Annotated in this window: 28 protein-coding genes and 1 pseudogene; 12 read left to right on the top strand and 17 right to left on the bottom strand. The window is 73.6% G+C overall.

Annotated features, from left to right (window positions below):
* Positions 1-12: 12 nt before the first annotated feature.
* Complete coding sequence (locus ACFYYW_RS28695; RefSeq protein WP_387652944.1) at positions 13-945, bottom strand: hypothetical protein; 933 nt, start codon at positions 943-945, stop codon at positions 13-15.
* A 178-nt stretch (positions 946-1,123) separates the two neighbouring features.
* Between ACFYYW_RS28695 and ACFYYW_RS28690 the strand changes: the two genes are divergently transcribed.
* On the top strand, positions 1,124-1,366 hold the full coding sequence (locus ACFYYW_RS28690; RefSeq protein WP_352322747.1) for a hypothetical protein: 243 nt from the start codon (positions 1,124-1,126) through the stop codon (positions 1,364-1,366).
* 75 nt (positions 1,367-1,441) lie between these two features.
* Here the strand turns inward: ACFYYW_RS28690 and ACFYYW_RS28685 are convergent, their stop codons facing one another.
* From ACFYYW_RS28685 to ACFYYW_RS28675, 3 genes are all read right to left on the bottom strand, one after another.
* On the bottom strand, positions 1,442-2,083 hold the full coding sequence (locus ACFYYW_RS28685; RefSeq protein ID WP_387652942.1) for a class I SAM-dependent methyltransferase: 642 nt from the start codon (positions 2,081-2,083) through the stop codon (positions 1,442-1,444).
* A 43-nt stretch (positions 2,084-2,126) separates the two neighbouring features.
* Positions 2,127-2,408 (bottom strand): metal-sensitive transcriptional regulator, encoded by a 282-nt coding sequence (locus tag ACFYYW_RS28680; RefSeq protein WP_352322745.1) that lies wholly within the window; start codon positions 2,406-2,408, stop codon positions 2,127-2,129.
* Positions 2,409-2,480: 72 nt separating this feature from the next.
* A complete protein-coding gene (locus ACFYYW_RS28675; protein ID WP_387652940.1) occupies positions 2,481-3,056 on the bottom strand; it encodes a YybH family protein in 576 nt (191 codons plus the stop codon).
* Positions 3,057-3,431: 375 nt separating this feature from the next.
* Here ACFYYW_RS28675 and ACFYYW_RS28670 point away from each other — a divergent pair.
* Positions 3,432-3,545 (top strand): annotated as a pseudogene (locus tag ACFYYW_RS28670) (hypothetical protein); the annotation flags it as partial.
* Here ACFYYW_RS28670 and ACFYYW_RS28665 read toward each other — a convergent pair.
* The 8 genes from ACFYYW_RS28665 to ACFYYW_RS28630 are packed head-to-tail and all read right to left on the bottom strand — an operon-like array spanning position 3,509 to position 13,820.
* A complete protein-coding gene (locus tag ACFYYW_RS28665) occupies positions 3,509-4,597 on the bottom strand; it encodes a glycosyltransferase (RefSeq protein ID WP_387652938.1) in 1,089 nt (362 codons plus the stop codon). The pseudogene ACFYYW_RS28670 and the gene ACFYYW_RS28665 overlap by 37 nt on opposite strands.
* Positions 4,594-5,577: an iron-containing redox enzyme family protein gene (locus ACFYYW_RS28660; RefSeq protein ID WP_387652936.1), complete on the bottom strand. Its 984-nt coding sequence runs from the start codon at positions 5,575-5,577 to the stop codon at positions 4,594-4,596. The genes ACFYYW_RS28665 and ACFYYW_RS28660 overlap by 4 nt, the downstream gene beginning before the upstream one ends.
* Complete coding sequence (locus ACFYYW_RS28655) at positions 5,577-6,308, bottom strand: class I SAM-dependent DNA methyltransferase (protein WP_387652934.1); 732 nt, start codon at positions 6,306-6,308, stop codon at positions 5,577-5,579. The genes ACFYYW_RS28660 and ACFYYW_RS28655 overlap by 1 nt, the downstream gene beginning before the upstream one ends.
* Before the next feature lie 53 nt (positions 6,309-6,361).
* Positions 6,362-6,682, bottom strand: a complete 321-nt coding sequence (gene nirD, locus ACFYYW_RS28650) for a nitrite reductase small subunit NirD (RefSeq protein WP_387652932.1) — start codon at positions 6,680-6,682, stop codon at positions 6,362-6,364.
* The gene (nirB, locus tag ACFYYW_RS28645; RefSeq protein WP_387652930.1) at positions 6,679-9,108 is read right to left on the bottom strand and encodes a nitrite reductase large subunit NirB; all 2,430 of its coding nucleotides are present in this window, start codon (positions 9,106-9,108) and stop codon (positions 6,679-6,681) included. The genes nirD and nirB overlap by 4 nt, the downstream gene beginning before the upstream one ends.
* The gene (locus tag ACFYYW_RS28640) at positions 9,105-10,499 is read right to left on the bottom strand and encodes an FAD-dependent oxidoreductase (protein ID WP_387652928.1); all 1,395 of its coding nucleotides are present in this window, start codon (positions 10,497-10,499) and stop codon (positions 9,105-9,107) included. The genes nirB and ACFYYW_RS28640 overlap by 4 nt, the downstream gene beginning before the upstream one ends.
* The gene (locus ACFYYW_RS28635; protein ID WP_387652926.1) at positions 10,496-12,508 is read right to left on the bottom strand and encodes a molybdopterin oxidoreductase family protein; all 2,013 of its coding nucleotides are present in this window, start codon (positions 12,506-12,508) and stop codon (positions 10,496-10,498) included. Before ACFYYW_RS28635 ends, ACFYYW_RS28640 begins: the two co-directional genes overlap by 4 nt.
* Position 12,509: 1 nt before the next feature.
* Positions 12,510-13,820 (bottom strand): MFS transporter, encoded by a 1,311-nt coding sequence (locus tag ACFYYW_RS28630; RefSeq protein WP_387652924.1) that lies wholly within the window; start codon positions 13,818-13,820, stop codon positions 12,510-12,512.
* Positions 13,821-14,033: 213 nt separating this feature from the next.
* Between ACFYYW_RS28630 and ACFYYW_RS28625 the strand changes: the two genes are divergently transcribed.
* Complete coding sequence (locus tag ACFYYW_RS28625; protein ID WP_352358938.1) at positions 14,034-14,324, top strand: hypothetical protein; 291 nt, start codon at positions 14,034-14,036, stop codon at positions 14,322-14,324.
* 82 nt (positions 14,325-14,406) lie between these two features.
* Here ACFYYW_RS28625 and ACFYYW_RS28620 read toward each other — a convergent pair whose 3' ends face one another.
* A complete protein-coding gene (locus tag ACFYYW_RS28620) occupies positions 14,407-14,913 on the bottom strand; it encodes a GNAT family N-acetyltransferase (protein WP_352322734.1) in 507 nt (168 codons plus the stop codon).
* A gap of 84 nt (positions 14,914-14,997) precedes the next feature.
* Between ACFYYW_RS28620 and ACFYYW_RS28615 the strand changes: the two genes are divergently transcribed.
* The 3 genes from ACFYYW_RS28615 (at position 14,998) to ACFYYW_RS28605 (ending at position 18,377) form a co-directional block, all read left to right on the top strand.
* A complete protein-coding gene (locus ACFYYW_RS28615; protein ID WP_387652922.1) occupies positions 14,998-16,920 on the top strand; it encodes a hypothetical protein in 1,923 nt (640 codons plus the stop codon).
* A gap of 85 nt (positions 16,921-17,005) precedes the next feature.
* Positions 17,006-17,983 carry an aldo/keto reductase gene (locus ACFYYW_RS28610; protein ID WP_387652920.1) on the top strand — a complete coding sequence of 326 codons (978 nt, stop codon included), beginning with the start codon at positions 17,006-17,008 and terminating at the stop codon, positions 17,981-17,983.
* An 88-nt stretch (positions 17,984-18,071) separates the two neighbouring features.
* Positions 18,072-18,377: a hypothetical protein gene (locus ACFYYW_RS28605; RefSeq protein ID WP_352322731.1), complete on the top strand. Its 306-nt coding sequence runs from the start codon at positions 18,072-18,074 to the stop codon at positions 18,375-18,377.
* 86 nt (positions 18,378-18,463) lie between these two features.
* Here the strand turns inward: ACFYYW_RS28605 and ACFYYW_RS28600 are convergent, their stop codons facing one another.
* Together ACFYYW_RS28600 and ACFYYW_RS28595 are read right to left on the bottom strand one after the other, a co-directional pair.
* The gene (locus tag ACFYYW_RS28600; protein ID WP_387652918.1) at positions 18,464-18,682 is read right to left on the bottom strand and encodes a PLDc N-terminal domain-containing protein; all 219 of its coding nucleotides are present in this window, start codon (positions 18,680-18,682) and stop codon (positions 18,464-18,466) included.
* 257 nt (positions 18,683-18,939) lie between these two features.
* Positions 18,940-19,635 (bottom strand): GntR family transcriptional regulator, encoded by a 696-nt coding sequence (locus ACFYYW_RS28595; RefSeq protein WP_387652916.1) that lies wholly within the window; start codon positions 19,633-19,635, stop codon positions 18,940-18,942.
* Between the two features lie 114 nt (positions 19,636-19,749).
* Here ACFYYW_RS28595 and ACFYYW_RS28590 point away from each other — a divergent pair, with 114 nt between their 5' ends.
* Both ACFYYW_RS28590 and ACFYYW_RS28585 read left to right on the top strand, forming a co-directional pair.
* On the top strand, positions 19,750-20,544 hold the full coding sequence (locus ACFYYW_RS28590; protein ID WP_387652914.1) for an N-acetylmannosamine-6-phosphate 2-epimerase: 795 nt from the start codon (positions 19,750-19,752) through the stop codon (positions 20,542-20,544).
* 203 nt (positions 20,545-20,747) lie between these two features.
* Positions 20,748-21,959, top strand: a complete 1,212-nt coding sequence (locus ACFYYW_RS28585) for an ROK family protein (protein ID WP_387652912.1) — start codon at positions 20,748-20,750, stop codon at positions 21,957-21,959.
* Between the two features lie 31 nt (positions 21,960-21,990).
* On the opposite strand, the gene ACFYYW_RS28580 is transcribed toward ACFYYW_RS28585, so the two are convergent.
* Positions 21,991-22,920, bottom strand: a complete 930-nt coding sequence (locus ACFYYW_RS28580) for an ankyrin repeat domain-containing protein (protein ID WP_387652910.1) — start codon at positions 22,918-22,920, stop codon at positions 21,991-21,993.
* Positions 22,921-23,260: 340 nt separating this feature from the next.
* Here ACFYYW_RS28580 and ACFYYW_RS28575 point away from each other — a divergent pair, with 340 nt between their 5' ends.
* Positions 23,261-23,947, top strand: a complete 687-nt coding sequence (locus ACFYYW_RS28575; RefSeq protein WP_387652908.1) for a thermonuclease family protein — start codon at positions 23,261-23,263, stop codon at positions 23,945-23,947.
* 82 nt (positions 23,948-24,029) lie between these two features.
* Here the strand turns inward: ACFYYW_RS28575 and ACFYYW_RS28570 are convergent, their stop codons facing one another.
* Positions 24,030-24,260, bottom strand: coding sequence for a hypothetical protein (locus tag ACFYYW_RS28570; RefSeq protein WP_352322723.1), 231 nt, complete (start codon positions 24,258-24,260; stop codon positions 24,030-24,032).
* 130 nt (positions 24,261-24,390) lie between these two features.
* On the opposite strand from ACFYYW_RS28570, the gene ACFYYW_RS28565 reads away from it, so the two are divergent.
* From ACFYYW_RS28565 to ACFYYW_RS28555, 3 genes are read left to right on the top strand one after another with little or no spacing between them, the layout of a single operon-like run.
* Positions 24,391-24,771, top strand: a complete 381-nt coding sequence (locus ACFYYW_RS28565) for an ArsR/SmtB family transcription factor (RefSeq protein ID WP_387652906.1) — start codon at positions 24,391-24,393, stop codon at positions 24,769-24,771.
* On the top strand, positions 24,768-25,460 hold the full coding sequence (locus ACFYYW_RS28560; protein ID WP_387652904.1) for a cation transporter: 693 nt from the start codon (positions 24,768-24,770) through the stop codon (positions 25,458-25,460). The genes ACFYYW_RS28565 and ACFYYW_RS28560 overlap by 4 nt, the downstream gene beginning before the upstream one ends.
* 33 nt (positions 25,461-25,493) lie before the next feature.
* Positions 25,494-26,222, top strand: a complete 729-nt coding sequence (locus ACFYYW_RS28555; RefSeq protein WP_387652902.1) for a TSUP family transporter — start codon at positions 25,494-25,496, stop codon at positions 26,220-26,222.
* The last annotated feature ends 55 nt before the right edge of the window (positions 26,223-26,277 follow it).

The raw sequence follows: 26,277 nt of genomic DNA, 5'->3' as shown, positions 1-26,277 counted from the left end.
TCCCGGGCGACGCTAACCGCCGATGACGAGAGTCTCCGCGGATCCGTCCTCGTCGGGAGGGTCGTCGGGGGCGGCGTTCCGGCGCGCGCCGCCAGGTCGTCCCTGTCGTCCCTGTCGTCCCGGTGGTCCCGGTCGTCTCGGCGTGCCGCGAAGGCGAGGCAGGCGGGACGCCACGAGCGCCACCAGCGCGCCCGCCACCGCCGCGGGCGCCAGCAGGTACGCCGGAACCCCGCCGCCCGGCGCCTCTCCGGCCGGAACCCGCGCCGCCGCACTCCCAGCGGCCCCGCCTCCGGCCTGCGTCCCGGCCTCCACCCCGGCCTGCACCTCGGGCCGCGTCCCGGTCGGGCCCCCGGCCTGCGTCCCGGTCGACTCAGCGGCCGGCTCAGCGGCCGGCTCACCGGTCGGTGCCGGTGTGCTCTTGCCCGGGGCGAAGCCCGGCGGCCGGACCGCGCCCCATGGGTCCTTTCCGTCCCCGCCGAACGTCGCCACCTTGTCCGGCGGCACCGGGTCGGCCAGCAGCCGCCCAGGGACCGTGAGCGTCCCCACGGCGTACGGCTCGAACCAGCCCTGGAGGCTCTCCACCCGCCACACCCCGTCCGGCACGGCCACCGACGTCGCGTAGTGCCCGGCCTCGGGCAGCGGGGTGCCGGGGAAGGTGACGCTCCTGCCGTCGGCCCTGGTGAGGCGCAGGCCGACCGGGTCCAGCTCGCCCGCGTACGGATGCGTGCCGTGCTGCAGCACCCAGAACCCCACCGTGTACGTCTTCCCGCCCGCGAACGCCGCCGGCGGCGGATCGAGGTAGGTCACCGCCCATCCCCCACGCGAGGACGCGGACGCCGCCCCCGCCCACCACCCGGACACCACCAGGACGCCCAGCACGGCGACCGTCAGGGCAGCCGTCAGAGCAGCCGGCCTGCCGACCGGTACGGCCATGTTTCTCGTCATCACGCACCTCCGACCTCCCTACACCGCCCGGCCCCGCCAGGTTCCGCCCGCGAATCGGCGGAGCAGCCGAACGATTTCCCATCGGACGGGTGCGACAATTCCCGGTGCGGCGCGCACAATGGAGTCAGCACGAAGGAATCAGGGCGAGAATTCGGCGAGGAGCGAGGAGGCTTACGCCGTGTCCGCCACCGGAGGCGAATATCTGACCGCGATGCTCGACGTTCTGGTTTACGAGAACGTTCTGGTCGCCTGGCGCCGCGCGCCGGGTGGTTATCTGATCGTCACGCACGAGGGCGAGGAGGTCCGGCTGACCGCGCAGCAGGCCGGGATGTGGGCGCAGGGGGCGTTCGCCGTTTATCTGGCGTTGGTGGATCAGCGCCGTATCACGCCCCGCATCCCCGGTGACACCACAACGCAATAACCCCGCATCAGAACAAAAACCCATTTTTCCAGATTTGTCGCCACAGCGGCCGTGAAGAACCGTCCGGGCTACTGGTCAAGCCGGTTTTCTGGCGCGTCCGAGAATGTGCGGCAACCTCGGCGACAACGGCAACGGCCGGAACGCGAACCGTTCGCGCTCCTCGACCACCAGCCCGCTGTCGGCCATGGCGCGCTCGGTGTCGCGGTTGAGGCGGCACCCGCCGGCCATCCGCCGCCACAGCGGCGTCACGAGGTCCTGCACCAGCGCGCCGGCGGCCCGCGAGGAGCGCACGTGCTCGTAGAACCGCACCTCGCCGCCGGGCCTGAGCACCCGGGACACCTCGCCGAGAACCGCACGCTGGTCGGGCACCGAGCACAACACCAGCGAGAGCACCACGGCGTCGAAGGAGGCGTCCGCGAACCGCAGGTCGGCGGCGTGCCCGGCGACCACGGTCACGGGCACCGGCGCGCCGGCCGCGGCCCGGCCGGCCAGCCCGCGCAGCCGGTCCTCCGGCTCGACGGCGACCACCTCGCGCACCGCCGCCGGGTAGTGCGCGAAGTTGAGCCCGTTGCCCGCGCCGACCTCCAGCACCCGCCCGGCCAGCCCGGCCAGCAGGCGCCGCCGGTGCCCGGCCGCGCCCCGCCGCTCGGACTCGGCGCTCATCCGCTCGTACGCCTGGGCGAAGCGGGGGTTCTGGAACCGCGTCAGGTCCTGCACGTCCCCCACGCTAACCCGCCCGCGCGCGCCCCGCGTGGATCCGTCACGACCGGACGAGGCGGGCGATGGCGTCGGCCGCCTCCTTGACCTTGGCCTCCGCCTCGGCCCCGCCCTTGCGCGCCGCCTCGACCACACAGTGCGCCATGTGCTCCTCCAGCAGCGACAACGCGAACGACTGCAACGCGCTCGTCGTCGCCGAGACCTGCGTCAGGATGTCGATGCAGTACTTGTCGTCCTCGACCATGCGCTGGATGCCCCGCGCCTGGCCCTCGATCCGGCGCAGCCGCCGGAGGTGGTCCTGCTTGCCGTCGGTGTACCCGGCCATCTCCCGGTCCTCTCGCTCGCTACACCGACCGCAACACGGTACCCCCCTACCGTATTCCGGAGCAGGGCCGCGTCAGGCGCCCTGGTTGTTCATGAAGCGCGAGATCAGCCACTGGCCGCCCTGGTGCGTGAGCATGAACAGCTCGCGGTAGGTGGTGTCGCCCTGCTTGCTGGTCGCGCGCGCGAAGGCGTCCTGGCTGCCCGCGTTCCGCGTCTCGTCGATGGTGTGCGTGGCCGACTTCAGGTCGGCGCCGTCCTTGAGCAGCTTCTCGTAGAGGCTGCGGACGGCCTGCGAGCCCGTGGCCGTGGCCTGCCCGTCGAAGGCCACCACCGCGTCGCTGGAGAACGTCTTCACGACCGCGTCCACGTTGCCGGACTTCAGGGCGTCGAAGTAGTTCTGGACGGCGGCGCGCGGCTGGGTGGCCGCCGTCATGGTGCCGGTCGGCGTGGCGGTCTCGGTCATGGTCTCGGTCGTGGTCGGCGACTCCATGCCGGTCTCGGTGGGCGTCATCATGGTGTCGGTCGGCGTGGCGGGGCTGGCCTCCCCCTTCATCGCCTGCGTGTTGCTCCCCGCGGAGCAGCCCGCGACCAGGAGGACGGGAACGATCGCGGCCAGCAGGAGTGCCCTGCGCTCAGAAATCTTGCTCATGGCCGGGTTGATGCCCTCGCCGGTCGTTCCCGAATGCCCGGTTTAGGCACTCCGCACGACCCCTTTACCTCATGTCGGTATTACTCACGGTAACGCTTCACTGTCATTGGAGAGACCGTTCAGAGCTGTGATCGTTGCCGACCCGAGACCGGGCGGGGTAGGGCCGCCTATAGCGTCCCTCCAGTGCGGCCAACACAGGCGAACCCGGAACCACTGCCCCAACGTGAGGACGCCGAACGCTGTGCCAGCGTCCGGTCCGGGCGGCGGTGCGTCCTTCCCGCGGCGCACCCCACCCCGCACGTGTACCCGCCCGTGGAGGCCCTGTAGCGACGTCCTCGCAGGTGAGGGGGCCCTTCGACGGGGCAGGTGACGACGATGGACGAACCGACGACCACCGTCACGCCCTGTGCGGACGGCCCGCTGCTGATCAGAGGCCCCTTCGAGCTGCTGACTCAGGACGGCGAGCCGATCGACCCGGGAAGGGCCACGGTCGCGCTGTGCCGGTGCGGCCGATCCTCGACCAAGCCGTTCTGCGACGGCTCGCACAAGTCCGTCGGCTTCCAGGCGCCGAGCGAGCCCGACCCGCCCGCCGACTCCTGAGCCCGCGCGCGCAGCCACCGCGCCGAGTGGGCGGCCCGCGCGAGCCGTCCCCCCGCGTACGGCACGCCGCCCGCGCAGGCCGCGCCCACCGCCAGCCAGGAGCACACCGCCCGCTCCAGCACCCACACCGGCGCGAACAGCGAGGCGCCGGCGGGGAAGACCCGCCGCCCGCCGGCCCGTCGCCGCCCGGCCTCGGCCAGCGCGACGACCGCCCCGGCGGCGGCCAGCAGCGGCAGCGGACGGCGTACCAGCGCGATCGCGGGCAGCACCGCCAGGAAGGACGCCAGCCGCACCGGCTGGGCGAGGTCGTCGTAGGCCTGCCGCACCCGCTGCGACCAGAACCGCCGCGCGTCGCACGGCAACCTCCGGACGTACAGGCCGGGCGGGCGCAGCTCGCGTCCGCCGTGGGCGCGCACGGTGCGGACGAGCTCCAGGTTCTCGAACAGCACGTCGCCGTCGTAGCCGCCCATGGCCAGGAAGAACGACCGCCGGACGCCGAACGTGCCCGGGTAGTCGGCGCCGAACGCGCGGTTGAGCAGGGTGCGGGCGGTGTCCCAGCGGGCGTGCCAGGGGGCGGGGTCGAAGTAGTTCTGCGGCCTGACCAGCTCGGCGCGGGCGAGCAGGTCGTGCATCTCGGCCAGCGCTGGCAGGTCGTAGCGCACGTCGTCGTCGGCGATCACGACCCGGTCGCCCGCGGCCAGCCGCAGCCCGGTGATCACGCCGTTGACCTTCCCGTTGGCGAAGGACAGGCCGGCCGCCGGGCTGACGTGCCGGACCAGGCAGCGCCAGCGGCGGGCGTGGCGGGCGTACAGCTCGGGCCGGCTGCCGTCGACCACGGTCACGCGTACGTGCGGCGCGAGGGCCCGCAGGTACGCGGTCAGCTCGTCGAGGCCGGAGTCGTCCTGCCAGCGCAGCGGGACCACGTAGTCGAGGTCGATCATGCGGGCACCTCCTGGCCGAGCAGCGAGGACGCGCCGCGTTCCCAGCTGTCCATGACGTGCTCGGCCCAGCGGCGTTCGAGGGCCAGGGCGCAGGCGGCGCCGTACAGGACGTCGCCGGTCAGGGCGGGGAAGGCGGCCGCGAACCCGCCGCACAGGTCGGCCGCGGCGATCTGCTCGTGCACGGCGTCGGCCTGCACGTGCTCGTCGTAGAACCGGGCCGCCGCCGCGTCGCCGCCGAGCCGGCGCAGGCCCGCGGCGTAGCGGCGGTTGGGCAGCGACGAGGTCATCTCGATCGCGGCCAGGTGGCCGACCAGCGCGCCGCGCAGCCGCCGGTGCAGCCCGAACAGCGACATGGCGTTGGTGACGGCCAGGGTGACCGCGGGGACCCGGGGCAGGTACGCGCCGTAGGAGTCGTCGAGGCCGAGGCCGCGCATGGTGTGGCCGAACAGCTCGCAGTGCATGCGCTCGGGCCGGCCGCCGCCGTACTCGTCGGCCTGGATCTCCACCAGGGCCGCCTTGGGCCGGCCGCGCAGGCGCGGGATCGCCCACGTGTGCGGGTCGGCCTCCTTCAGGTGGTAGATCGAGCGGTGGATCACGAACTCGCGGAAGGCGTCGATCCCGGCCTCGCGCTGGAGGTGGAGCGAGAGCGACGGGCCGTCGTCGTCCTCGGCGGTCAGCACGGTGAGCGCGCGCCGCACCTCGCCGGGCGGCACCGGCGCGGGACGCGGCACGACCCCGGCCAGCTCCCGCTCGAAGCGGTCCTCCAGCAGGCCGCGCAGGCGCAGCAGCGACGGCTCCCACTCCCAGCGGTCGTCCACCTCGTCGAAGCCCTGGTAGTGCAGCTCGTAGCAGGCGAACAGGGCGAGCTGGAGATCCTCCTCGCCGTCGGGGCCGGGCGCGTCGGGCAGCGTCGCGGGCGGCCGGGCGAGCCGGTCGAACAGCAGGTCGGTGAGCGGGCCACGGGCGGGCGGCAGGCGCATCAGGGGGCCTTGCGGTAGACGGAGACGTGCGCGCGGCTCTCGTCGGTGAACGGGGTGCCGACCCAGTCGGCCCAGCGGTGTTCCAGGGCCATCCCGGCCAGCCTGGCCATCAGGTCGAGCTCGCCGGGCCAGGCGTAGCGGTGGTTGGCGGGCAGCAGCCGCACGCCCTCGCCGGTCAGCCGTACGCGGGTGGTGCGCATGTGCTGGGTGGCCGGGGCGAGCCTGGCCGCCTCGATGAGGACGGCGTCCTCGGCCAGCGACAGCAGCCGCAGCGCCGAGCCGTCGCGGAAGGCGGCCGGGTCGGGCACCCACGCCTCGACCACGAACCGCCCGCCCGCGCGCAGGTGCCGGGCCGCGTTGGCGAAGCAGTTGACCTGCGCCTCCTGGGTGGGCAGGGCGAAGATCGTGTTGATCGCGAGCACCACCAGCGCGTACGAGCCCTCGACCCGCATGGTGGAGAAGTCGCCCACCGTCACGGGGACGGCCGCGCCGCCGGGTTTGGCGCGCAGCTCGCGGGTCATCTCCGGCGAGGCGTCGATCCCGGCGACGGACAGGCCGCGGGCGGCGAGCGGCAGCGCCAGCCGTCCGGTGCCGATGCCGAACTCCAGCACGGGACCGCCCTCGGCCAGCGTCGCCAGCCGCTCGACGGCCGCGGCGGTCGGCAGCTCCGTCACCGTGGCGTCGTAGATGTCGGCGATCCCGCGCCCGTAGGCGGAGGCGTCGTAGGCCACGCGCACCTCCCGTCCCCCGTGTTTCAGCAGGTCAATGCCCCTGCTCTGATCGGCTAAACGCTCACCTCCACCCGCCCGGCCGCCACCCGGACGGCGTAGACGGGCACCTGGACGGCCTCCTCGTCCAGGCACGCCCCCGACAGCAGCGAGAAGACCTGCTTGTGCAGCGGCGAGGCCACGGTGGGCTCCCCCCGCCTGGTGCCGACGATGCCGCGCGAGAGCACGTACGCGCCGCTGAACGGGTCGAGGTTGTCCAGGGCGTGCACGTGCCCCTCGTAGGTGCGGAACAGCGCCACCTGCCGGCCGCCGACCAGCGCGCAGACGCCGCGCTCCGGCGGCAGGGCGGCGTACTCGCAGACCGGGGTCCAGCTCATCGGGCCATCACCGGCCTGATCTGGCCGCGCTCGGAGGCGAACACGATCGACGGGTCGGGCACGCCGGGCGCGTTGACGAAGCTGACGAACCTGCCCAGCTTCTCCGGGTCGTCCAGGGTCGCCGCCCACTCGTCGGCGTAGGTGGCGACGTGCTGTTCCATCTGGGCGTCGAGGTCGGCGCAGATGCCGAGCGAGTCTTCCATGATCACCTTCCGGAGATGGTCGAGGCCGCCGTCCAGCGACTCCAGCCAGGCGGCGGTGCGCTGCAGCCGGTCGGCGGTGCGGACGTAGAACATCAGGAACCGGTCGATCGTCCTGATCAGGTCGCCGGTGCTCAGGTCGGTGGCCAGCAGGTCGGCGTGGCGGGGCCGGAAGCCGCCGTTGCCGCCGACGTACAGGTTCCAGCCCTGCTCGGTGGCGATGACGCCGAAGTCCTTCGACCTGGCCTCGGCGCACTCGCGGGCGCAGCCGGACACGGCCGACTTGAGCTTGTGCGGCGAGCGCAGGCCGCGGTAGCGCAGCTCCAGGGCGATGGCCAGGCCGACGGAGTCCTGGACGCCGTAGCGGCACCAGGTCGAGCCCACGCACGATTTCACCGTGCGCAGCGCCTTGCCGTAGGCGTGGCCGGACTCGAAGCCGGCCGCCACCAGCCGTCGCCAGATCTCCGGCAGCTGCTCGACCCGGGCGCCGAGCAGGTCGATGCGCTGCCCGCCGGTGATCTTGGTGTAGAGCCCGAAGTCGCGGGCGACCTCGCCGATCACGATGAGCTTGTCCGGCGTGATCTCGCCGCCCGGGATGCGCGGGACGACGGAGTACGTGCCGTTCTTCTGGATGTTGGCGAGGAACGCGTCGTTGGTGTCCTGCAACGCGGCCCGCTCGCCGTCGAGCACGTGCCCGTGGTGCAGCGAGGCCAGGATCGAGGCCACCGCGGGCTTGCAGACGTCGCAGCCGCGCCCCTGCCCGTGCTCGGCGATGAGCCGGGAGAACGTCGTGATCTCCCGCACCCGGACGATGTCGAACAGCTCGGCCCGCGAGTACGCGAAGTGCTCGCACAACGACCTGCCGACCTCGACCCCCGACTCCTCCAGGAGCTGCCTGAGCATCGGCAGGCAGCTCCCGCAGGTGGTGCCGGCCCGCGTGCACGCCTTGAGGCCGGGCACGTCGGTCACGCCCAGCTCGGCCACGGCGTGCCGGACGTCCCCCGCGCACACGTTGTTGCAGGAGCAGACCTGCGCGTCGCCGGGCAGGTCGAGCGGCGCCCCGGAGCCGCTGAACAGCAAATCGGAGGGCGGCGCGGGCAACGGCTTGCCGACGAACGGCCGCAGCGCCGCGTACGGCCCCGCGTCCCCCACGCAGATGCCGCCGAGCAGCGTGCGGGCGTCGTCGCTGACGAACAGCTTCTTGTAGACCCCGGCGACCGGGTCCATGTAGGTGACGTCGAGGGCGCCGTCCATCGCGCCGAACTGGGCGACCTCGACGCCGAGCAGCTTCAGCCTCGTGGAGGTGTCCCCGCCCGCGAACGAGGACGTCCCGCCCATGATCCGGTCGGCGGCCACCTCGGCCATCGTGTTGCACGGCCCGACCAGGCCGTGGACCGTGCCGCCGGCCAGCGCGCACTCGCCGATCGCGTAGACCGACGGGTCGGCGGTGCGCATCCCTTCGTCGACCACGACGCCGCCCCGCTCCCCCACCTCCAGCCCGCACGCCCTGGCCAGCTCGTCGCGCGGCCGGACGCCCGCCGAGAACACCACGACCTGGCCCTCGATCAGCGTGCCGGACGGCGTGCGCACCCCGGCGACCCGGCCGTCCGGCCCGGTGACGACCTCCTGGACGCCCGAGCCGGCGTGCACGCCGAGCCCGAGCGCCTCGATGTGGCCCTTGAGCACCGCGCCGCCGCCCTCGTCCACCTGGCGGGGCATCAGCCAGGGGCTCATCTCGACGATGTGCGCCTTCAGGCCGAGCGTCCGCAGCGCGTCGGCCGCCTCCAGGCCGAGCAGGCCGCCGCCGACCACGACGCCTTCTGCCGCGTGCCCGGCGGCCGCGCGGATGGCGTCCAGGTCGTCGATGGTGCGGTAGACGTGGGCGTGCTCGCGTCCGGGCACCGGCGGCACGAACGGCGCCGACCCGGTGGCCAGCACGAGCACGTCGTACGGCTCGACGGCCCCGCCCTCGACGGTCACCGTCCGCGCCTGCCGGTCCACGGCGACGGCCCGGCTGCCCAGCCGCGTCACGGTCCCGGCTGGCACCGGGTAGGTGAGGTCGGCCACGGTGGCGCCCGACAGGTACGAGGTCAGCGCCACCCGGTCGTAGGCCGGGCGCGGCTCCTCCCCGATGACGGTGATCCGCCCGTCGAAGCCCCGGCTCGCCAGGGTCTCCACGAAGCGGTGCGCGGCCGGGCCGTACCCGACGACGACGATCCTCCTCATGCCGGCACTCCTTCCTGATCGCACAACCAGCCGACGATGCCCTCCACGGCGTCGCGGCAGGTGCCGCAGCCGGTGGTGGCCCTGGTGGCGGCGGCCACCCCGGCCACGTCGCGGGCTCCGGCCTCCCAGCACGCCCGGATCTGGCCCTTGGTCACGTTGTTGCACCGGCAGACCTCGGCCGCGTCCGGCATCAGCACCGGGCTGCCCGCGACGGGCGCCGGCGACAGGCCCGGGAACAGCAGGCCCGCGCGGTCGCCCGGCACCGGGCCGCCGCGGTCGAAGAGCTGGGTGAGGGTGCCGACGGCGTCGCTCTCGCCCAGCAGGATCGCGCCCACCAGCCGCCCGTCGCGGATGACGAGCTTGCGGTAGGTGCCGCGGGCGCGGTGGCTGAAGCGCACCACCTCGGCGTGCTCCTCGCCGAGCTGCGTCTCGCCCATGGCGGCCAGCTCGACGCTCCTGGCCTTGAGTCTGGTGACCAGCCGGGAGCCGCGGTAGCGGGCCTTGCCGCCGGTGATCACCTCGGCCGCCACGGCGGCCTGCTCCCAGGCGGGGGCGACCAGGCCGTACACCGTGCCGTCGTGCTCGGCGCACTCGCCGACGGCGAAGATCGACGGGTCGCCGGTGCGCAGCTCGTCGTCCACGACGACGCCGCGCCGCACCTCAAGGCCCGCCGCGGCGGCGAGCCCGGTGACCGGGCGCACCCCGCAGGCCAGGACGACCAGGTCGGCCTCGACCAGCTCGCCGCCGGCCAGGCGGACGCCGTCCGCCTGGACCGCCGCCGCGCTGACGCCGGTGCGGGCCGCCACGCCGAGCCCGGCCAGGGTCTCGCCGAGCACCTCGCCCGCCTCGGCGTCGAGCTGGCGTTCCATCAGGTGCCCGGCCAGGTGCAGCAGCGTGACCGGCAGGCCGCGCCCGGCCAGGCCGCGGGCGGCCTCGACGCCGAGCAGCCCGCCGCCGACGACGGCCGCCCGGCGCGCCCGTCCGGCCGCCCGCACGATCCGCTCGCAGTCCGCCAGCGTGCGGAACGGCACGGCCCGCCCGACGCCGGGCAGCGGCGGCACGACCGCCTGGCTGCCGGTGGCCAGGACCAGCAGGTCGTACGGCTCGCGCCGCCCGTCCGCGGTCACCACGTGCCTGGTGTCGCGGTCGATGCGGGCGACCTCGACGCCGGGCACGGCCTCGACGCCGTGCGCGGCGTACCAGGAGGGGTCCACCAGGCGCACCTGGTCGGGACGCGCGCTGCCGGCCAGCACGTCCGACAGCAGGACCCGGTTGTACGGCGGGCCCGCCTCGGCCCCGAACACGGTCACCCGCATCCGCGGGTCGCGCGCCCGCACCTCGCTGACCAGGCGTGACCCGGCCATCCCGTTCCCCACGACGACGAGCCTCATGAGTCCCTCTCCACCCTGACCGCGCAGACCTTGAACTCCGGCATGCCGGAGACCGGGTCGAGCGCCGGGTTGGTCAGCCGGTTGGCGCCCTCCCAGTGGAAGGGCATGAACACGGTGTCGCGCCTGATGGCGTCGCTGATCCTGGCCACCGCCCTGCTGCGGCCCCTGCGGCTGCTGACCCGCACCAGGTCGCCCGCGGCGACGCCGAGCTGCGCGGCCAGGTCGGGATGCAGCTCCACGAACGGCTCGGGGGCGGCCCGCACCAGCGACGCGATCCGGCGGGTCTGGGCGCCGCTCTGGTAGTGGGACAGGACGCGGCCGGTGCTCAGGTACACCGGGTAGTCCGCGTCGGGCTCCTCGGCCGCGGGCCGGTGCTCGACCGGGACGAACCGGGCGCGGCCGTCCCGGTGGGCGAAGCGGTCCAGGAACGGCCGGGGCGTGCCGGGGTGGTCCTCCGACGGGCAGGGCCAGAACAGGCCGGTCCCGGCGGCGATGCGCTCGTGGGTGATGCCGGAGTAGTCCGCGACGCCGCCCGCGGTGGCCCGGCGCAGCTCGTCGAAGACGGCCGCCGGGTCGGTGTCGAAGCGGTGGCCGAGCCGGGCGGCCAGCCCGGCGATGACGTCCAGGTCGCTCCGGACGCCCTCCGGCGGCGCGACGGCCCGGCGGCGCAGCAGGACGCGGCCCTCCAGGTTGGTCATCGTGCCGCTCTCCTCAGCCCACTGGGTGACCGGGAGCACCACGTCGGCCATGGCGGCGGTCTCCGAGCGCACCACGTCGGCCACGACCAGCAGGTCCAGCCCGGCGATCCGGCCGCTGACGTGCCCGGACGCGGGCGCCGACACCACCGGGTTGGACCCGAACAGCAGCAGCGCCCGCGGCCCCCGCGGGGTGCCGAGCGCGTCCAGCAGCTCGTACGCCGACCGCCCCGGCCCCGGCAGGTCCTCGGCCCGCACGCCCCACACCTCCGCGACGTGCGCGCGGGCCGCCGGGTCGTCGATCCTGCGGTAGCCGGGGAGCTGGTCGGCCTTCTGGCCGTGCTCCCTGCCGCCCTGGCCGTTGCCCTGGCCGGTCAGGCAGCCGTAGCCGGAGCCGTGCCGGCCGGGCAGGCCGAGCGCCAGGGCGAGGTTGATGAACGCGGTGACGGTGTCGGTGCCCTTGGCGTGCTGCTCGGCGCCGCGCCCGGTCAGCACGTAGGCGTTCCGTGCGGCGGCCAGCGCGCGGACGGCCTGCCGCATCCGGTGCACCGGCACCCCGGTGACGCGCTCGACGCGTTCGGGCCACCAGGCGGCCAGCGAGGTGCGCACGGCGTCGAACCCGGTGGTCCTGGTGGCCACGTAGCCGGCGTCCACGAGGTCGTCGGCGATCGCCAGGTGCAGCAGCCCGAGCGCGAGCGCCAGGTCGGTGCCGGGCGTGGGCTGCAGGTGCAGCCAGGCCAGCCGGGCCGTCGGGGTGCGGCGCGGATCGACGACGATCAGCCGCGGCCCCGACAGGTGCCGGACGAACGGCGGCATGGTCTCGGCCACGTTCGCGCCGGCCAGCAGCACGACGTCGGCGCCGGCCAGGTCGGTGACCGGGAACGGCAGGCCCCGGTCCATGCCGAAGGCCCGGAGGGAGGCGGCGGCGGCCGAGGACATGCAGAAGCGGCCGTTGTAGTCGATCTGGCTGGTGCCGAGCGCGACCCTGGCGAACTTGCCGAGCTGGTAGGCCTTCTCGTTGGTCAGCCCGCCGCCGCCGAACACGGCCACGGCGTCGGGGCCGTGCTCGGCGCGGATGGCGCGCAGCCGGGCGGCGACGTGGTCCAGGGCGGTCTCCCACTCCACCGGCTCGCCGTGCAGGAGCGGCGTGGTCAGGCGTTCGCCGTTGGTGAGCAGCTCGGCCGCCGTCCAGCCCTTCTGGCACAGCGCGCCCGGCGCGTTGGCCGGGACGTCGGTCCTGGGCGTGATCTCCAGTGCCGGGCCGATCTCCATGCCGCACTGGAGGGCGCAGTAGGGGCAGTGCGTCTTCGTCATGTCAGACCCGGGCGTGGGCGAGGCTGGCGACGACCGTGACGCCGACGGTGCGCGTGTAGCACCACCAGGTCAGCGCCAGGCAGGCGGCGTAGAAGGCGGCGAAGGCCAGGAACGCCGGCGCCGGGTCGCCGGCCGCGGCGAACGCCATGCCGAAGGCCCGGTTGACGAGGAACCCGCCGAGCGCGCCGACCGCCGAGATGACGCCGATCGCCGCCGCGGCCTGACGTCTGCCGTGCAGCAGCGCCTCCGGGCCCGCGCCGCGCTCGGCGACCGCCTTGGCGTGGAAGATCGCCGGGATCATCCGGTACGTCGAGCCGTTGCCGATGCCCGCGGTGAGGAACAGCAGCTGGAAGGCCAGGAAGAACGGCCAGAAGCCGCCCGCGGCGGCGGCCGCCCAGGCCAGCAGCACCCCGGCGCCCATGGCCGCGAAGTTCCACTGCGTCACCCGCGCGCCGCCCAGCCGGTCGGCCAGCCAGCCGCCCACCGGCCTGATCAGCGAGCCGAGCAGCGGCCCGGCGAAGGCGACCGCCGCGTACGGCGCCTCGGGGAACAGGCTCTTGCTCAGCAACGGGAACGCCGTCGAGTAGCCGATGAACGACCCGAACGTGCCGACGTACAGGACCGACATGATCCACGTCTGCGCCCGTCCGGCCACCGCGAGCTGTTCGCGCGGCTCGGCCCTGGCGCCGGCCAGGTTGTCCATGAAGAACCACGCGCAGGCCGCGGCCACCACGATGAACGGGATCCAGAACCAGCCGGCGGCGGCCGTCCCGAGCGAGCCGATCACCAGCGGCACGACCAGCTGCACCGAGCTGACCCCGACGTTGCCGCCCGCCGCGTTCAGCCCGAGCGCCAGCCCTTGCTTGCCGCGCGGGTAGAAGTAGGTGATGTTGGCCATGCTGGAGGCGAAGTTCCCGCCGCCCACCCCGGCCAGCGCCGCGATCACCAGGAACAGCCAGTACGGCGTGCCGGGATCCTGCACCGCCACCCCGAGCAGCACGGCCGGGACCAGCAGCAGCGCCGCACTGGCCACGGTGAAGTCGCGCCCGCCGAACCGGCCCGGCCCGAACGTGTAGGGCACCCGCAGCACGGCTCCGACCAGATTCGGCAGCGCGACGAGCCAGAAGAGCTGGTCGGTGGAGAAGTCGTAGGCCCCCATCCTGGTCGCCACGACGCTCCACAGGGTCCAGACGGTGAACCCGAGATGCTCGGCCACGATGGAGAAGACCAGGTTGCGCCGGGCGACGTGCCTGCCGGTCCGCTGCCAGAAGGCCCGGTCGTCGGGGTGCCACTCGGTGATCCAGCGCGCCATCGATCTCTCCTCCGCTCGGCGTCGGGAGCACCACGGTAGGAGGACCGCGTTACGCGTTCCGGCAGCCGGCGAGGCTGCGGCGGTTACGGGTGATTCACCGCGGTAACAGGACGCGCACAAGCGTCACCGGCGAAACACGCCGGTAATGATCGGAGTTCTGGCTGGTTACGTGGCCTTCCCGGGGGTAACAGCACTCATGGCAAGGGGGGAATAATGATCAAAAAGCTGCACCAGATGGGCATCAAGTCAGGCCACATGTACGCCGCGGGGCTGGCGTCCATCGGCCTGTCCTTCTGTTCCTGGATGATCTCCAAGAACAAGGAGGGCGCGGGCCTCGACCGGGCCGACCGGTGGGGGATCTTCATCGGCGAGTGGGCGCCCACGTTCTTCGCGATCGGCGTCGCGCTGCGGATCGAGGAGACCCACAAGGACCTCGAAGAGCGCGGCACCGAGATGTTCGACAGCACGCAGGGCCAGCGGTCCCGCTCGCACGTCGGAGTTTGACGAGGAGGCCGCGCAGGTCACGCCGGGGGGCCGGCCTGCGCGGCACACCTGTTCACCGGCGGCCTCAGCTTCGCCGGCGTCCTCAGCGGGACAGGCGCTCCAGCGGCTCGTCGGTCAGCCGGTACTTCAGCCACTCGTCCTGCCGCTCGGCGCCGAGCTTGTCGTAGAAGGCGATGGACGGCTCGTTCCAGTCGAGCACCGACCACTCCAGGCGCTGGTAGCCGCGTTCGGCGCAGATCTTCGCCAGTTCCGCCATCAGCGCGCGGCCGTGGCCGCCGCCCCGGTGCTCGGGGCGCACGTACAGGTCCTCCATGTAGATGCCGTGCACGCCGCGCCAGGTGGAGTAGGTCAGGAACCAGATCGTGAAGCCGACGGGCTCGCCGTCCTGCTCGGCCACGTGCGCGAACACGGCGGGCCGCTCCCCGAAGAGCGACGTCCGCAGCATCTCCTCGGTCACGCGCACCTCGTGCGCGGCGTTCTCGTACGTGGCCAGCTCAAGGATCATGCGCACGACGGCGGGGACGTCTGCTGGGGTGGCGGGGCGAATCATGCGCACAGGGTAGCCAGCGCGTTCGGCTGAACCGTCCACCGCCCCCGCACGTCGTTATGGCAGAACGGTATTCGGGGGACCGTCTGGAAGCTCAGCCCGGATGACCGAATGGGGACGGAAACCGTGGGCGTTTTAGAGGAGCTGGGGGTTCGCCTGCCCCCGTATCCGGACATCAGGCTCGCGCTCGTGCTCGGTGAGCGCGCTTTGTACGTGAACGGGGATCTGCAGACCGCCAGGCGCTGGTTCGACTCGGCCTACCGGCAGGCCGAGGCGTGCGGCGACGTGCCCGCCCTGGCCAGGGCGGCGCTCGGCCTGGGCGGGGTGTGGGTGCAGGAGCACCGCACGTGCGCGGAGTCGGAGACGGTGCGCGCGCGTCAGCGGCACGCGTTGTCGCTGATCGATCCGTGCTCGTCGCTGGCGCTGCGGCTGCGGATCAGGATGACCGGGGAGGAGGACTACGGCGCGGGCGGGCACGAGGAGATCCTCCGGCTCGTCGCGCGGGCCAGGAGCGCGGGCGATCCGGCGGCGCTGGCCGAGGCGCTGAGCCTGGCCCACCACTGCCTGCTCGGCCCGGAGCACGGGCCGGCCCGGCTGGAGCTGGCCAGGGAGCTGATCGGCCAGGCGGCGGTCACCCGGCGCAGGGGCGACCTGCTGATGGGCCTGCTGTGGCGGACGGTCGACCTCTACCTGGCGGCCGACCCGCACGCCGGACGCGGCCTGGAGGAGCTGCGCGGCCTGCTGGCCGAGCACGACCACCTGGCCGTCGGGTTCGTGACCGACGTGATCAGGGTGATGCTGGCCATCAGGGCGGGCCGGTTCGAGCAGGCGGAGAAGATGGCCGGCGACTGCTTCGAGCGCGGCGTCCAGGCCGGCGACATGGACGCCACCGGCTGGTACGGCGGCCAGATCGCCGCCATCCGCTGGTACCAGGGCCGCATCGCCGAGCTGCTGCCGACGGTGGCCGACCTGGTCAGCTCGCCCACGCTCAGCCCGATCGACAACTCCTACCTGGCGGGCCTCGCGCTGGCCGCGGCCACCTCGGGCGACCGCAGGGCGGCGGCCGGCCACCTGGCCCGGCTGCGCGGCCGGGACCTGGCCGACCTGCCGAGGTCGAGCACGTGGCTGTTCTCGATGTACTGCGTCGTCGAGACCGCCCACCTGCTCCAGGACGCCGGCGCCGCCGCCGAGGCGTACGCGCTGCTGCTGCCGTTCGCGGCTCTGCCGGTGGTGGCCAGCCTGGGCGTGCTCTGTCTCGGCTCGGTGCAGCACAGCCTGGGCATGGCCGCGCTCACGACCGGCGACGTGGACCGCGCCGCCGGGCACCTGACGGAGGCCGTCCGGGCCAGTCTCGCGCTCGGCCACTGGCCCGCGGCGACGCTGTCGCGCTGGCGGCTCGGCCAGGCGCTCGCGCTGCGCGACGGGCCGCAGGACAAAGCGGCGCGGGCCGCCCAGAACGCCGCCGCGCAGGAGGCCAGGGAGCTCGGCATGGTGCTGCCGGCCGTGGTCGGCAGGGCGGGCGCGGCGCACGGGGCGTTCCGGCTGCGCAGGCACGGACGGCACTGGCAGGTCGAGCACGGCGGGCGGCTGGTGGTGGTCGAGCACAGCGTCGGCATGCAGCACCTGGCGACCCTGATCGCCAACCCGGGGCGCGAGATCCTGGCCGCCGACCTGGCCGCGGGCGCGCCGGCGCAGGACAGCGAGCCGGCCTCGGCGCAACCGGTGCTGGACGACCTGGCCAGGGAGACCTACCGGCAGCGGCTGACCCAGTTGCAGGCCGACATCGACGAGCTGGAGGCGATGAACGACCTGGAACGGGCCGCCGCGCTGCGGCTGGAGCGGGAATGGCTGGTGGCCGAGCTGTCGGCGGCGACCGGGATCGGCGGGCGGGCGCGGCCGTTCACCGGCACGGAGGAACGCGCGCGGATCGCGGTGGGCAAGGCGATCAGGCGGGCGATCTCCCGCGTCTCGTCGGCCGACCAGGCGCTGGGGGACGAGCTGCGGGCCACCGTGCACACGGGCGTGCGGTGCAGCTACCGGCCTCGCTGACGGCGGTACGGGCGTGCCCCCGCGGCACGCCCGTACCTTTCGTCCGGGACACTGGTCGCAGGAACCAGACGAACGGACAAAGAGCATGGAACACCGCATACTCGGACGTACGGGACGCCAGGTCGGCGTCGTGGGCCTCGGCGCCTGGCAGCTCGGCGCCGACTGGGGCGAGGTGAGCGAGGACGAGGCGTTCGCCACCCTGGAGGCGGCCGTGGGAGCGGGCGTCACGTTCGTCGACACCGCCGACGTCTACGGCGACGGCCGCAGCGAGCAGATCGTCGGCCGCTTCGCCAAGGCGCATCCCGGGCTCACCGTGGCCACCAAGATGGGCCGCCGGATGGCGCAGGTGCCGGCCAACTACGTGATGGACAACTTCCGCGCCTGGAACGAGCGCTCCCGGCGCAACCTCGGCGTGGACACCCTCGACCTGGTCCAGCTCCACTGCCCGCCCACCCCGGTGTACTCCTCCGACGCGGTCTTCGACGCCCTGGACACGCTGGTCGCCGAGCAGAAGATCGCGGCGTACGGCGTCAGCGTGGAGACCTGCGAGGAGGCGCTGACCGCCATCGCCAGGCCGGGCGTGGCGACCGTGCAGATCATCCTCAACGCGTTCCGGCTCAAGCCGCTGGAGCGGGTGCTGCCCGCCGCCCGCGCGGCCGGGGTGGGCGTCATCGCCCGCGTCCCGCTGGCCAGCGGCCTGCTGTCGGGACGCTACGACGAGCACACCGTGTTCGCCCCCGACGACCACCGCACCTACAACCGGCACGGCGAGTCGTTCGACGTCGGTGAGACCTTCTCCGGCGTGGAGTTCGGCACCGGCCTGGAGGCGGTGCGGCGGCTGGCCGGGCTGGTGCCCGAGGGGGCGTCCATGGCCCAGTTCGCGCTGCGCTGGATCCTCGACCAGCCCGGCGTCTCGGTCGTCATCCCCGGCGCGCGCAACCCCGGCCAGGCACGCTCCAACGCGGCGGCGGCCGACCTGCCCCCGCTCCCGGCGGAGACGCTCGAGGCCGTGCGGGCCGTCTACGACGAGCGGATCCGGCCGCAGGTGCACGACCGGTGGTGAACCGTTGACGGTACGGCTTCCCGGCTCTAATGTTTAGGAAACTTTCCTAAGCAATTCTCGCCGCGCGCACACCTCCGAGGAGCCCCGCATGAACGCGAGAAGACGGACCGCCGGCTGCGCCGCCCTGGCCGCGGGCCTGGTCCTGCTGGGCGCCCCCGCCGCCTCCGCCGCGCCCACCGGCTGCACGTACCAGCTCAACCAGGCCGAACGCTGGGCCACCAGCTACTGCCCGAGCGGCACCGGCGAGCACCGCATCCACGTGATCCAGCGTCACTTCCTGCCCGAGGTCGGCCTGATCCCGATCGAGGGCCCGTGGGTGCCGGCCGGGCAGACGTCCTACACCGGGATCACGCCGCACACCACGGTGAGCGTCTGGGTGGACACCCGCGGATGAACCCCAACGGATACGGCGGTTTCCGTCCGCACACGACCATGAACGCCAACGGATACGGCGGTTTCACCGCCCGCTGACGCGAGGCTTCACCGCCTACGGCCCCTGCGCCTGCCGTACGCCAGGTAGGCGATGGGGCCGAACGGCTGCACGAGGATGCCCAGCCACCAGACGCCCTTCCAGCCGTGGATCTCCCGCTGCGGCCGCCGCCACAGATCCACGGCGGCGGCTCCGGTGAGCACCAGTTCCGCGGAACCGAGCCCGAGCAGCACCGCCCGCCGCCGGCTCGACATGTCACTCCATCGCATGGCCGAACACTCCGATCGACCTCTCCGTCGCATGGCCGACTACTCCGATCGGCCCCTCCATCGCATGGCATGGCCGGACACTCCGGCCAGCCTGCCTGAGGACAATCCCGCCCTTCTGTCCAGCCAGAGGACAATCCCGTCCTCCTGTCCTCCCTGAGGACAATCCCGTCCTCCTGTCCTCCCTGAGGACAATCCCGTCCTTCTGTCGTCTACCCCACCCATCGCCCCCGGCAAGCCCCCTTCGCCCCGGCCCGCCCTCACCGCCGGATCGCGATCTCGTACGAGTAGCGGTCGCCCCGGTAGATCGACTTGGCCGCCTCGACCGCCCGCCCCCGCCTGTCGTAGGCCACCCGTTCGACCAGCAACGCCGGCGCCAGCGGCGCCGCCTCCAGCAGCTCCGCCTCCTCCGGCTCCAGCACCGTGGCCCTGATCGACTGCTCGGCCCGCTCCAGCCTGATCCGGTACGCCCCCGCCAGCACCTCGTACAGCGACCCGCCGAGCGGCCGGTCGAGCAGTCCGGGCACGAACGCGGCCGGCACGTGGGCACGCTCCAAGCACATCGGCGAACCGTTGGCCGTACGCACCCGGCACAGCCGCACGACCGCGTCCGCCGGGCTGATGCCGAGCGCCTGCCCCACCCGCGCCCCCGCGGGCACCTCGGCCGCCTCCAGCAGCCGCGACCCCGGCTCCAGCCCTCGCCCCCGCATGTCCTCGCTGAACGACGTCAGCTCGATCGTCTTGGCGATGCTCCGGTGCGCGACGAACGTCCCCGCGCCCTGGACGCGGTAGACCCGCTGGTCCGTCTCCAGCCGGTCGACCGCCCGGCGCACGGTCAGCCTGCTGACCCCGAACTCCTCGGCGAGATCGCGCTCGGCGGGCAGCCGTTCGCCCGGCTTCAGCTCGGTCTCGATGAGCGTGAGCAGATGGTCTGTGAGCCGGCCGATCTTCGTCACGGTGGTCGTCCTCGGTCAGGGGGTTCCTCTTGACGCTCCGATCGTAATTGGGCTATACCAATCGGGCAACTGAGGTGGAACTTCTCTCTATGCCGGAAGATTGGGCTGTACCAAATGGATGTGGTGACCGCGATCGAAGGCGGCCTGGTCGTGAGCTGCCAGGCCCCCGAGGGCCACCCCCTCCGCGACCCGCACACCATCGCGCTCCTCGCCCGCTGCGCCGAACTCGGCGGCGCGGCCGGTCTGCGCGTGAACGGCCCCGAGGACGTCCGCGCGGTCAAGGCCGCCACAGACCTTCCCCTGATCGGCCTGGCCAAGGTCCCCCGCCCCAACGTCCGCCCCCTGATCACCCCCACCTTCGCCCTGTGCGAATCCCTGGTACGCGCCGGCGCCGACATGGTGGCCTTGGAGGTGACGGCGGAGGCCGAACCGGCAGCGGGCGACCTGCCGTCCCTGGTCGAACGGGTGTGGAAGGAACTGGGCGTACCCGTCATGGCCGACGTCTCGACAGCAGAGGAAGGACTCCTCGCCTGGAACCGAGGCGCAGCCCTGATCTCCACCACCCTCTCCGGCTACACCCCCTACACCGCCCCAGCCGCCCCCGCCGTCGGCGACTCCGCCACCGATCCCGCGCTCCCCCTGAGGGCTGACGCCGCTGATTCCGCCTCCCGTCCTGGGACCGGGTCCGCCCCTCGGCCCGGGGTTCCGTACGAGCCCGACCTCGACCTGGTCGGGCAGCTCGCCGCCCTCGGGGTCCGTACGGTGGCCGAGGGCCGGCTCCGCACCGACGCCCACGTGGCGGAGGCGTTCGCCCGAGGCGCCTGGTCGGTCGTGATCGGCGCCGCCATCACCGACCCCCTCGCCCTAACCCGCCACCTCACCGCAGCCACCCCCAGGGCAAGCCGGTGACCCCCACCCCACCCCGCGCCCACCCTCACCACACCGGCGACCCCATGCCCACCGCAGCACGCCCCCCAGCCGCCGCCCGCACCGCCTCCCCGCACAGCACCACCCAAGTCCCCGCAGCCAAACACCCCCACCCGAACAGCACCGCGCCACTCCTCGCAGAAGGCACGTCAGCCGAACACACCCACCTGAACAGAGCCCCCACCGTGCGACGCCACACCACCAGCACCCCCACCGTGCGACGCCGCACGAACGGCATCCCCGTCGTGCTCGGCATCGACATCGGCGGCACCAAGACCGCCGCCGCCCTGATCCCGGCCTCGGCCACTCGGAGCGAGACGGAGATCCACCTCCCCGCCCGCGTCCCCACACCCGCCGACGGCGGTGCCGCATCGGTGCTGGCCGCCGCACTGGAGCTGGCCGAAGACCGCCTCACCCAGGCACGCGCCGCCGGAATGGACGTCATCGCCTGCGGCGTCGGCAGCGCCGGGACGATCGACGACAACGGCGTGGTCACGCACGCCACCGACGCCCTGCCCGGCTGGCGGGGCACCGACCTGGCTACCTCCTTCACCCAACGGCTCGGCCTGCCCGTCACCGTGCTCAACGACGTGCACGCCTGGGCTCTCGGCGAGGCCCGCCACGGCGCGGCCCGAGGGAGCCGTCTGGCCCTGGTCCTCACGATCGGCACCGGCGTCGGCGGCGCCCTCGTACGTGACGGCGAACTCCTGCGTGGCCGCAACGGCATGGCCGGCTCGCTCGGCCACACCCCGGCCGTCCTGCCCCCGAACGCCGACGCCGACCGCCCGTGCCCCTGCGGCGCGACGGGCCACCTGGAGGCGTACGCGTCGGGCCCGGCGATCCTGTCGGCCTACCACGCCCGCGGCGGCACCGCCCCCGACTTCGGATCCCTCCCCGCAGCCCGACACAACACCGGATCCCCCACTCTCGGATCCCCCTCCACACCGGGACACAACATCGAGCCCGCCGCCCTCGGATGCCTCCCCAAATCCGGACACAACACTGGCTCCCCCGCCCTCGGATCCCCCTCCACACCGGGACACGACACCGAGCTCCCCGCCCTGCGACACCCGGCCGAAACCACCGACTCGCGGAACCCCCTCGGAGCCGCCGGTCAGCAGGCTGGGCCGGAGAACGCCGACCCCTTGGCCCGCGAGGTGATCCGCGAGGCCGCCGTCATCCTCGGCCGATCGATCGCCTCCGCCGCCACCCTCCTGGACCCGGACGTGATCGTCCTGGGCGGCGGCGTCACCGGCCTCGGCGAGCTCCTGACCGTCCCCCTGATCGAGACGATCCGCCGGTATGCGCCCCGCGGCCTCGGGTCCGTCCCCGTCCGGCTTTCGACCCTGGGCTCACACGGAGCCGTGCTGGGCGCGGCCTCGGCCGCCCGGCCCTGACTCCGGAGCAACACGTACCGGCCGACCGGCGTCAGCCGCGAGGCGGGAGGTGCAGCCAGATGTCGGGCGGCCCCAGGACGGGCCGGGCGTCGGTGAGCCGCAGCCCCGTGTACGCGCAGCAGTACGCCACCCCCTCCCCCTGGTAGAGAAAGGCGTTCAGCACCTCGCCCGCCGAGCTGTCCGGCGACACCCAGCCGCCGCCCGGTTGGGCGTCCCATTCCTCGACGACCCCGTCCCGCGAGCTGTAGCCCTGGTTGCCGCCCTTCGGGTCGGCGTACATCGCGTAGCAGACGGTCCCGGCCGAGAGGCGGTTGATCACGTCGGCGCTCGTCATCTCGGCGCCCCGGCGCCGGCTGAGCACGCATCCGCCCGGCACGTCGGTGGCTCCCACCAGACCGTCGCCCTCGCCCGGGTACGGCTCGTCGAGCACCCCGTCGATCCCGGCTCCCTCGGCCACCGTCGCCCCGAGCCGCCGCGCGGCCTCCGCCGCGGTGACGCCCGCGACGCACACCAGCCCCAGCCCGTCGTACTCGAAGTCGCCCAGGGCCTCGATCAGCCGCTCGGCCTCCACGACGGCGGCGTTCTCCGCCTCCGACAACGTGGGCCTGTCGCGCGGGAAGGGGAAGAACAGACCCGGGTTGGGACCGGCCAGGCTGAGCCGCCCCGGCGACCAGCCGCCCGTCATCGGCCGCCACGGATCGGCCCCTGCGGCGACCAGGGCGAGCGCGTTGTCCCTCTGCTGGGCGAACACGGCCCGCCAGAGCGCGCTGTGCCCTTCGTACGCGGCGTCGACGTCGCCGACCCGGCGGGCCAGCTCGGCGACCACCCCGGGCGAGCCGTACTCGGCCGCGAGGTGGAGGGGCGGCCCCTCGTGCCACAGGTCGGCATGCGGATCGGCGCCGGCGTCGAGGCGGGCGCGGATCTCGCTCAGATCGGACCAGTCATCCCAGCTCAAGCCCACCCATGCGGCTTCCTTGGCGACAACCACGACACTCCCCCAGAGGCAGGCAGCTTATCGAACACCAGTACGAGCATATCGCGGCTCCGGCGCCGGCCCGCCTCTGACAACCCGCCCGGCCCCGCCCGCGCAACCGTCCGCGCGAGGCAGGCCGAGGAGGGCCGCACAAGCCTCTGACCTCGGACGTCGGCCACCCCGAGGGGGCCGGCGACCAGTCAAACCCTAAGCGCAGCGTCGCCGCACCTCGACCAGGAGTGACATAACCGTGCCCTTCCGGCGGTACACCCCTGTCTCCGTCGGCGCGTCTCCTCACGTCCGGACCATCCGTCCCTGGAGTCACGCCATGCCTACGAACGCGAGCACGGTCAGGATCGTCACCGCCACGGCCGCCGCCCTGCTGCCCCTCACCGTCGCCCTGAGCACGCCGGCCGAGGCGGCCGCCGTCCCCAAGGGCACGGTCGCGGCCCGGGTCGTCAAGATCGTGGACGGCGACACCGTCGACGTCGTGCGCGGCACCACGAAGATCCGCGTGCAGCTGCTCGGCGTGGACACGCCCGAGCGCGGACGATGCTGGTCCAGGGCGGCGACCGCCCGCACGGCGGCGCTCCTGCCACCCGGCACGACGGCCCACCTCCTCACCGCCAAGACGCCGGGCCGCCCGCCCTCGCACGTGTGGAACGCCAAGGGCGTGCACGTCAACCGCAACCTGATCCGTTACGGCTACGGCAAGGCCGTCTTATCCAAGCCGGACGACACCTACAAGAGCCTCTTCCGCGCGGAGCAGGCCAAGGCCAAGGCGGATAAGTTGCGGATCTGGTCCGGCAGGTGCGACACGTCCACCTCCACGCCGACCCCGACCCCGAAGCCGACCCCGTCCTCCACGCCGCCCCCGCCCTCCGGCACCGACCCGCGCTTCCGCACCTGCGCCGAGGCGAACGCCGCCGGCTACGGCCCGTACCGCCGCGGCGTCGACCCCGAGTACGCCTGGTACCAGGACCGCGACGGCGACGGAGTCGTCTGCGAACGCTGACCCGCGCGAGCCCGCCGACCGTCCCGCTGAAAGCCTCCCGGCCGACCGGCCGGGAGGCAGGCCGGGCGGCACGGGCGCCGGGTCAGCGGGCAGAACGCGCCAGGATCGCCGCCTCGACGCGCAGGCCGACCCCGACCAGCGCGACGACGAGCAGGAACGCCAGCCAGGTCAGCGGCGGGCTCGACCACTGCAGCAGCATGAACGCGGCCGAGGCCAGCCCCGCCGCGATGCCGGTCGTCCCGAGCACCCGAAGGATCGTGACGGTCTCGCGCTCATCGGTGGCGGGGCGGCCCCGGCGCCCTGGTTCACTCACAGAGGCGAGCCTCCCAGACGCCCGCTCCACCCCGAAAGACGTCCGACGAACACTTTCCAACAGACACCGAAAGGCGCCGGGCGAGCACCGCGTTTCACCATAGATGCCGGATTCGGGCTAACATCGCCGTATGGCGATTGATCCTGAAGGCGGCCGTTGCGTCAGTGCCGACATCGCCGCCGGCATCTCCCCCGCGGCCGCGCTGTTCCACTCCCTGGCCGACGAGACCCGGCTGCGCATCGTCCAGCGCCTGGCCCGCGGCGAGGCCCGCGTGGTCGACCTGACCACCCAGCTCGGCCTGGCCCAGTCCACGGTGTCCAAGCATCTGGCCTGCCTGCGCGACTGCGGCCTGATCGACTACCGCGCCGAGGGCCGCCAGTCGTTCTACTCCCTGACCCGTCCCGAGCTGATGGACCTGCTCGCCTCCGCCGAGCAGCTGCTGGCCGCCACCGGGCACGCCGTGACGCTGCGTCCTACCCCCGCCGGGGTCGCAGAGGAGCCGGTGTCGTGACCACCGCCCACGTCACCACCCCGGCGCGCCGGACGGCCCTGCGGCGCCGCATCCGCCTGCTGGTCGCGGCCACCATCACCTACAACGTGATCGAGGCGGTGGTGGCCGTCACCGCCGGCACCCGGGCCTCCTCCGCCGCGCTGGTCGGGTTCGGCCTGGACTCGGTGGTGGAGGTCGCCTCGGCCGCCGCGGTGGCCTGGCAGTTCTCCGCGGCCGACCATGAAAGGCGGGAGCGGACCGCACTGCGCGTCATCGCGATCTCCTTCTTCGCGCTGGCCGCCTACGTCACCTTCGACGCCGTCCGCACGCTGCTGGGGGTGGGCGAGGCCGAGCATTCGACGCCCGGACTGATCCTTGCGGCGTCGTCGCTGGTGATCATGCCGTTCCTGTCCCGTGCGCAGCGCCGTGCGGGACGCGAGCTCGGCTCCGCCTCCGCGGTGGCCGACTCCAAGCAGACCCTGCTGTGCACCTACCTGTCCGGCGTGCTGCTGGTGGGGCTGGCGCTCAACAGCCTGTTCGGCTGGTCCTGGGCCGACCCGGTCGCCGCGCTGGTGATCGCGGCCGTCGCGGTCAAGGAAGGCCGCGAAGCCTGGCGCGGCGACGCCTGTTGCGCCGTCCCGACCGGCCCTGAGGAGCAGGCGGACGGACCCGCCCCCGGCTGCTCCTGCTGCTCCGCGCCCGGTGAATGACAGGCCGCGCATCCCCGGAGAGAGGTGAGGGGCGTGAACACCGTCCTGGTCGTGGTCGTCATGGTGGCGGCGACGTTTGCCACCGCGACGCTGTCGGCGGTGGCCGGGTTCGGCGGCGGGGTGCTGCTGCTGCCGGTGTTCGTCGCGGTCCTCGGCACCCGGGACGCGGTCGCGGTGCTGACCGTCGCGCAGCTCGCCGGCAACGGCAGCCGGGTGTGGTTCAACCGGGACGAGGTCGACCGCCGTCTGGTGGGCGTTTTCGCGGCGGGGGCGGTGCCCGCCGCAGCGGCCGGCGCGCTGGTGTTCGCCGCCGCCCCGCTGGCCGCGCTGACCCGGGTCATCGGAGTGTTCCTGCTGGTCATGGTGGTCTGGCGACGCAGGCGGCCGCATGGCGTCCGGCTGGACGACGCGGCGTTCGCGGCCGTCGGAGCCGTGTCCGGGTTCGGTTCGGCGCTGGTCGGCTCCATGGGGCCGATGGTCGCGCCGTTCTTCCTGGCCCGCGGCCTGCTGCGCGGCGCCTACATCGGCACGGAGGCCGCGGCGGCGGTGGTGATGCACCTGACCAAGCTGGTCGTCTTCGGCGCGGCCGCCGTGCTCACCACGTCCGGCGTCGCCACCGGGCTGGCGCTGGCGCCGGCGAGCGCGGCCGGGGCCTGGACGGGCAAGAAGATCGTCGATCGGCTGCCCGCCGGCGCGTTCGTGGTGGTGGTCGAGGTGGGGCTGGTCGCGTCGGGGCTGGTGCTCGTCGTCACCGGAGGCTGAGGATCCGGCAGCCCGAAGCCGGACGACCCCAGGCCCGGACCTTCACGCCCCGCGC

The sequence above is a fragment of the Nonomuraea sp. NPDC001831 genome (genome assembly GCF_042892035.1).
Lineage (GTDB): Bacteria > Actinomycetota > Actinomycetes > Streptosporangiales > Streptosporangiaceae > Nonomuraea.
This window is presented reverse-complemented; position numbering and strand designations above follow the sequence as displayed.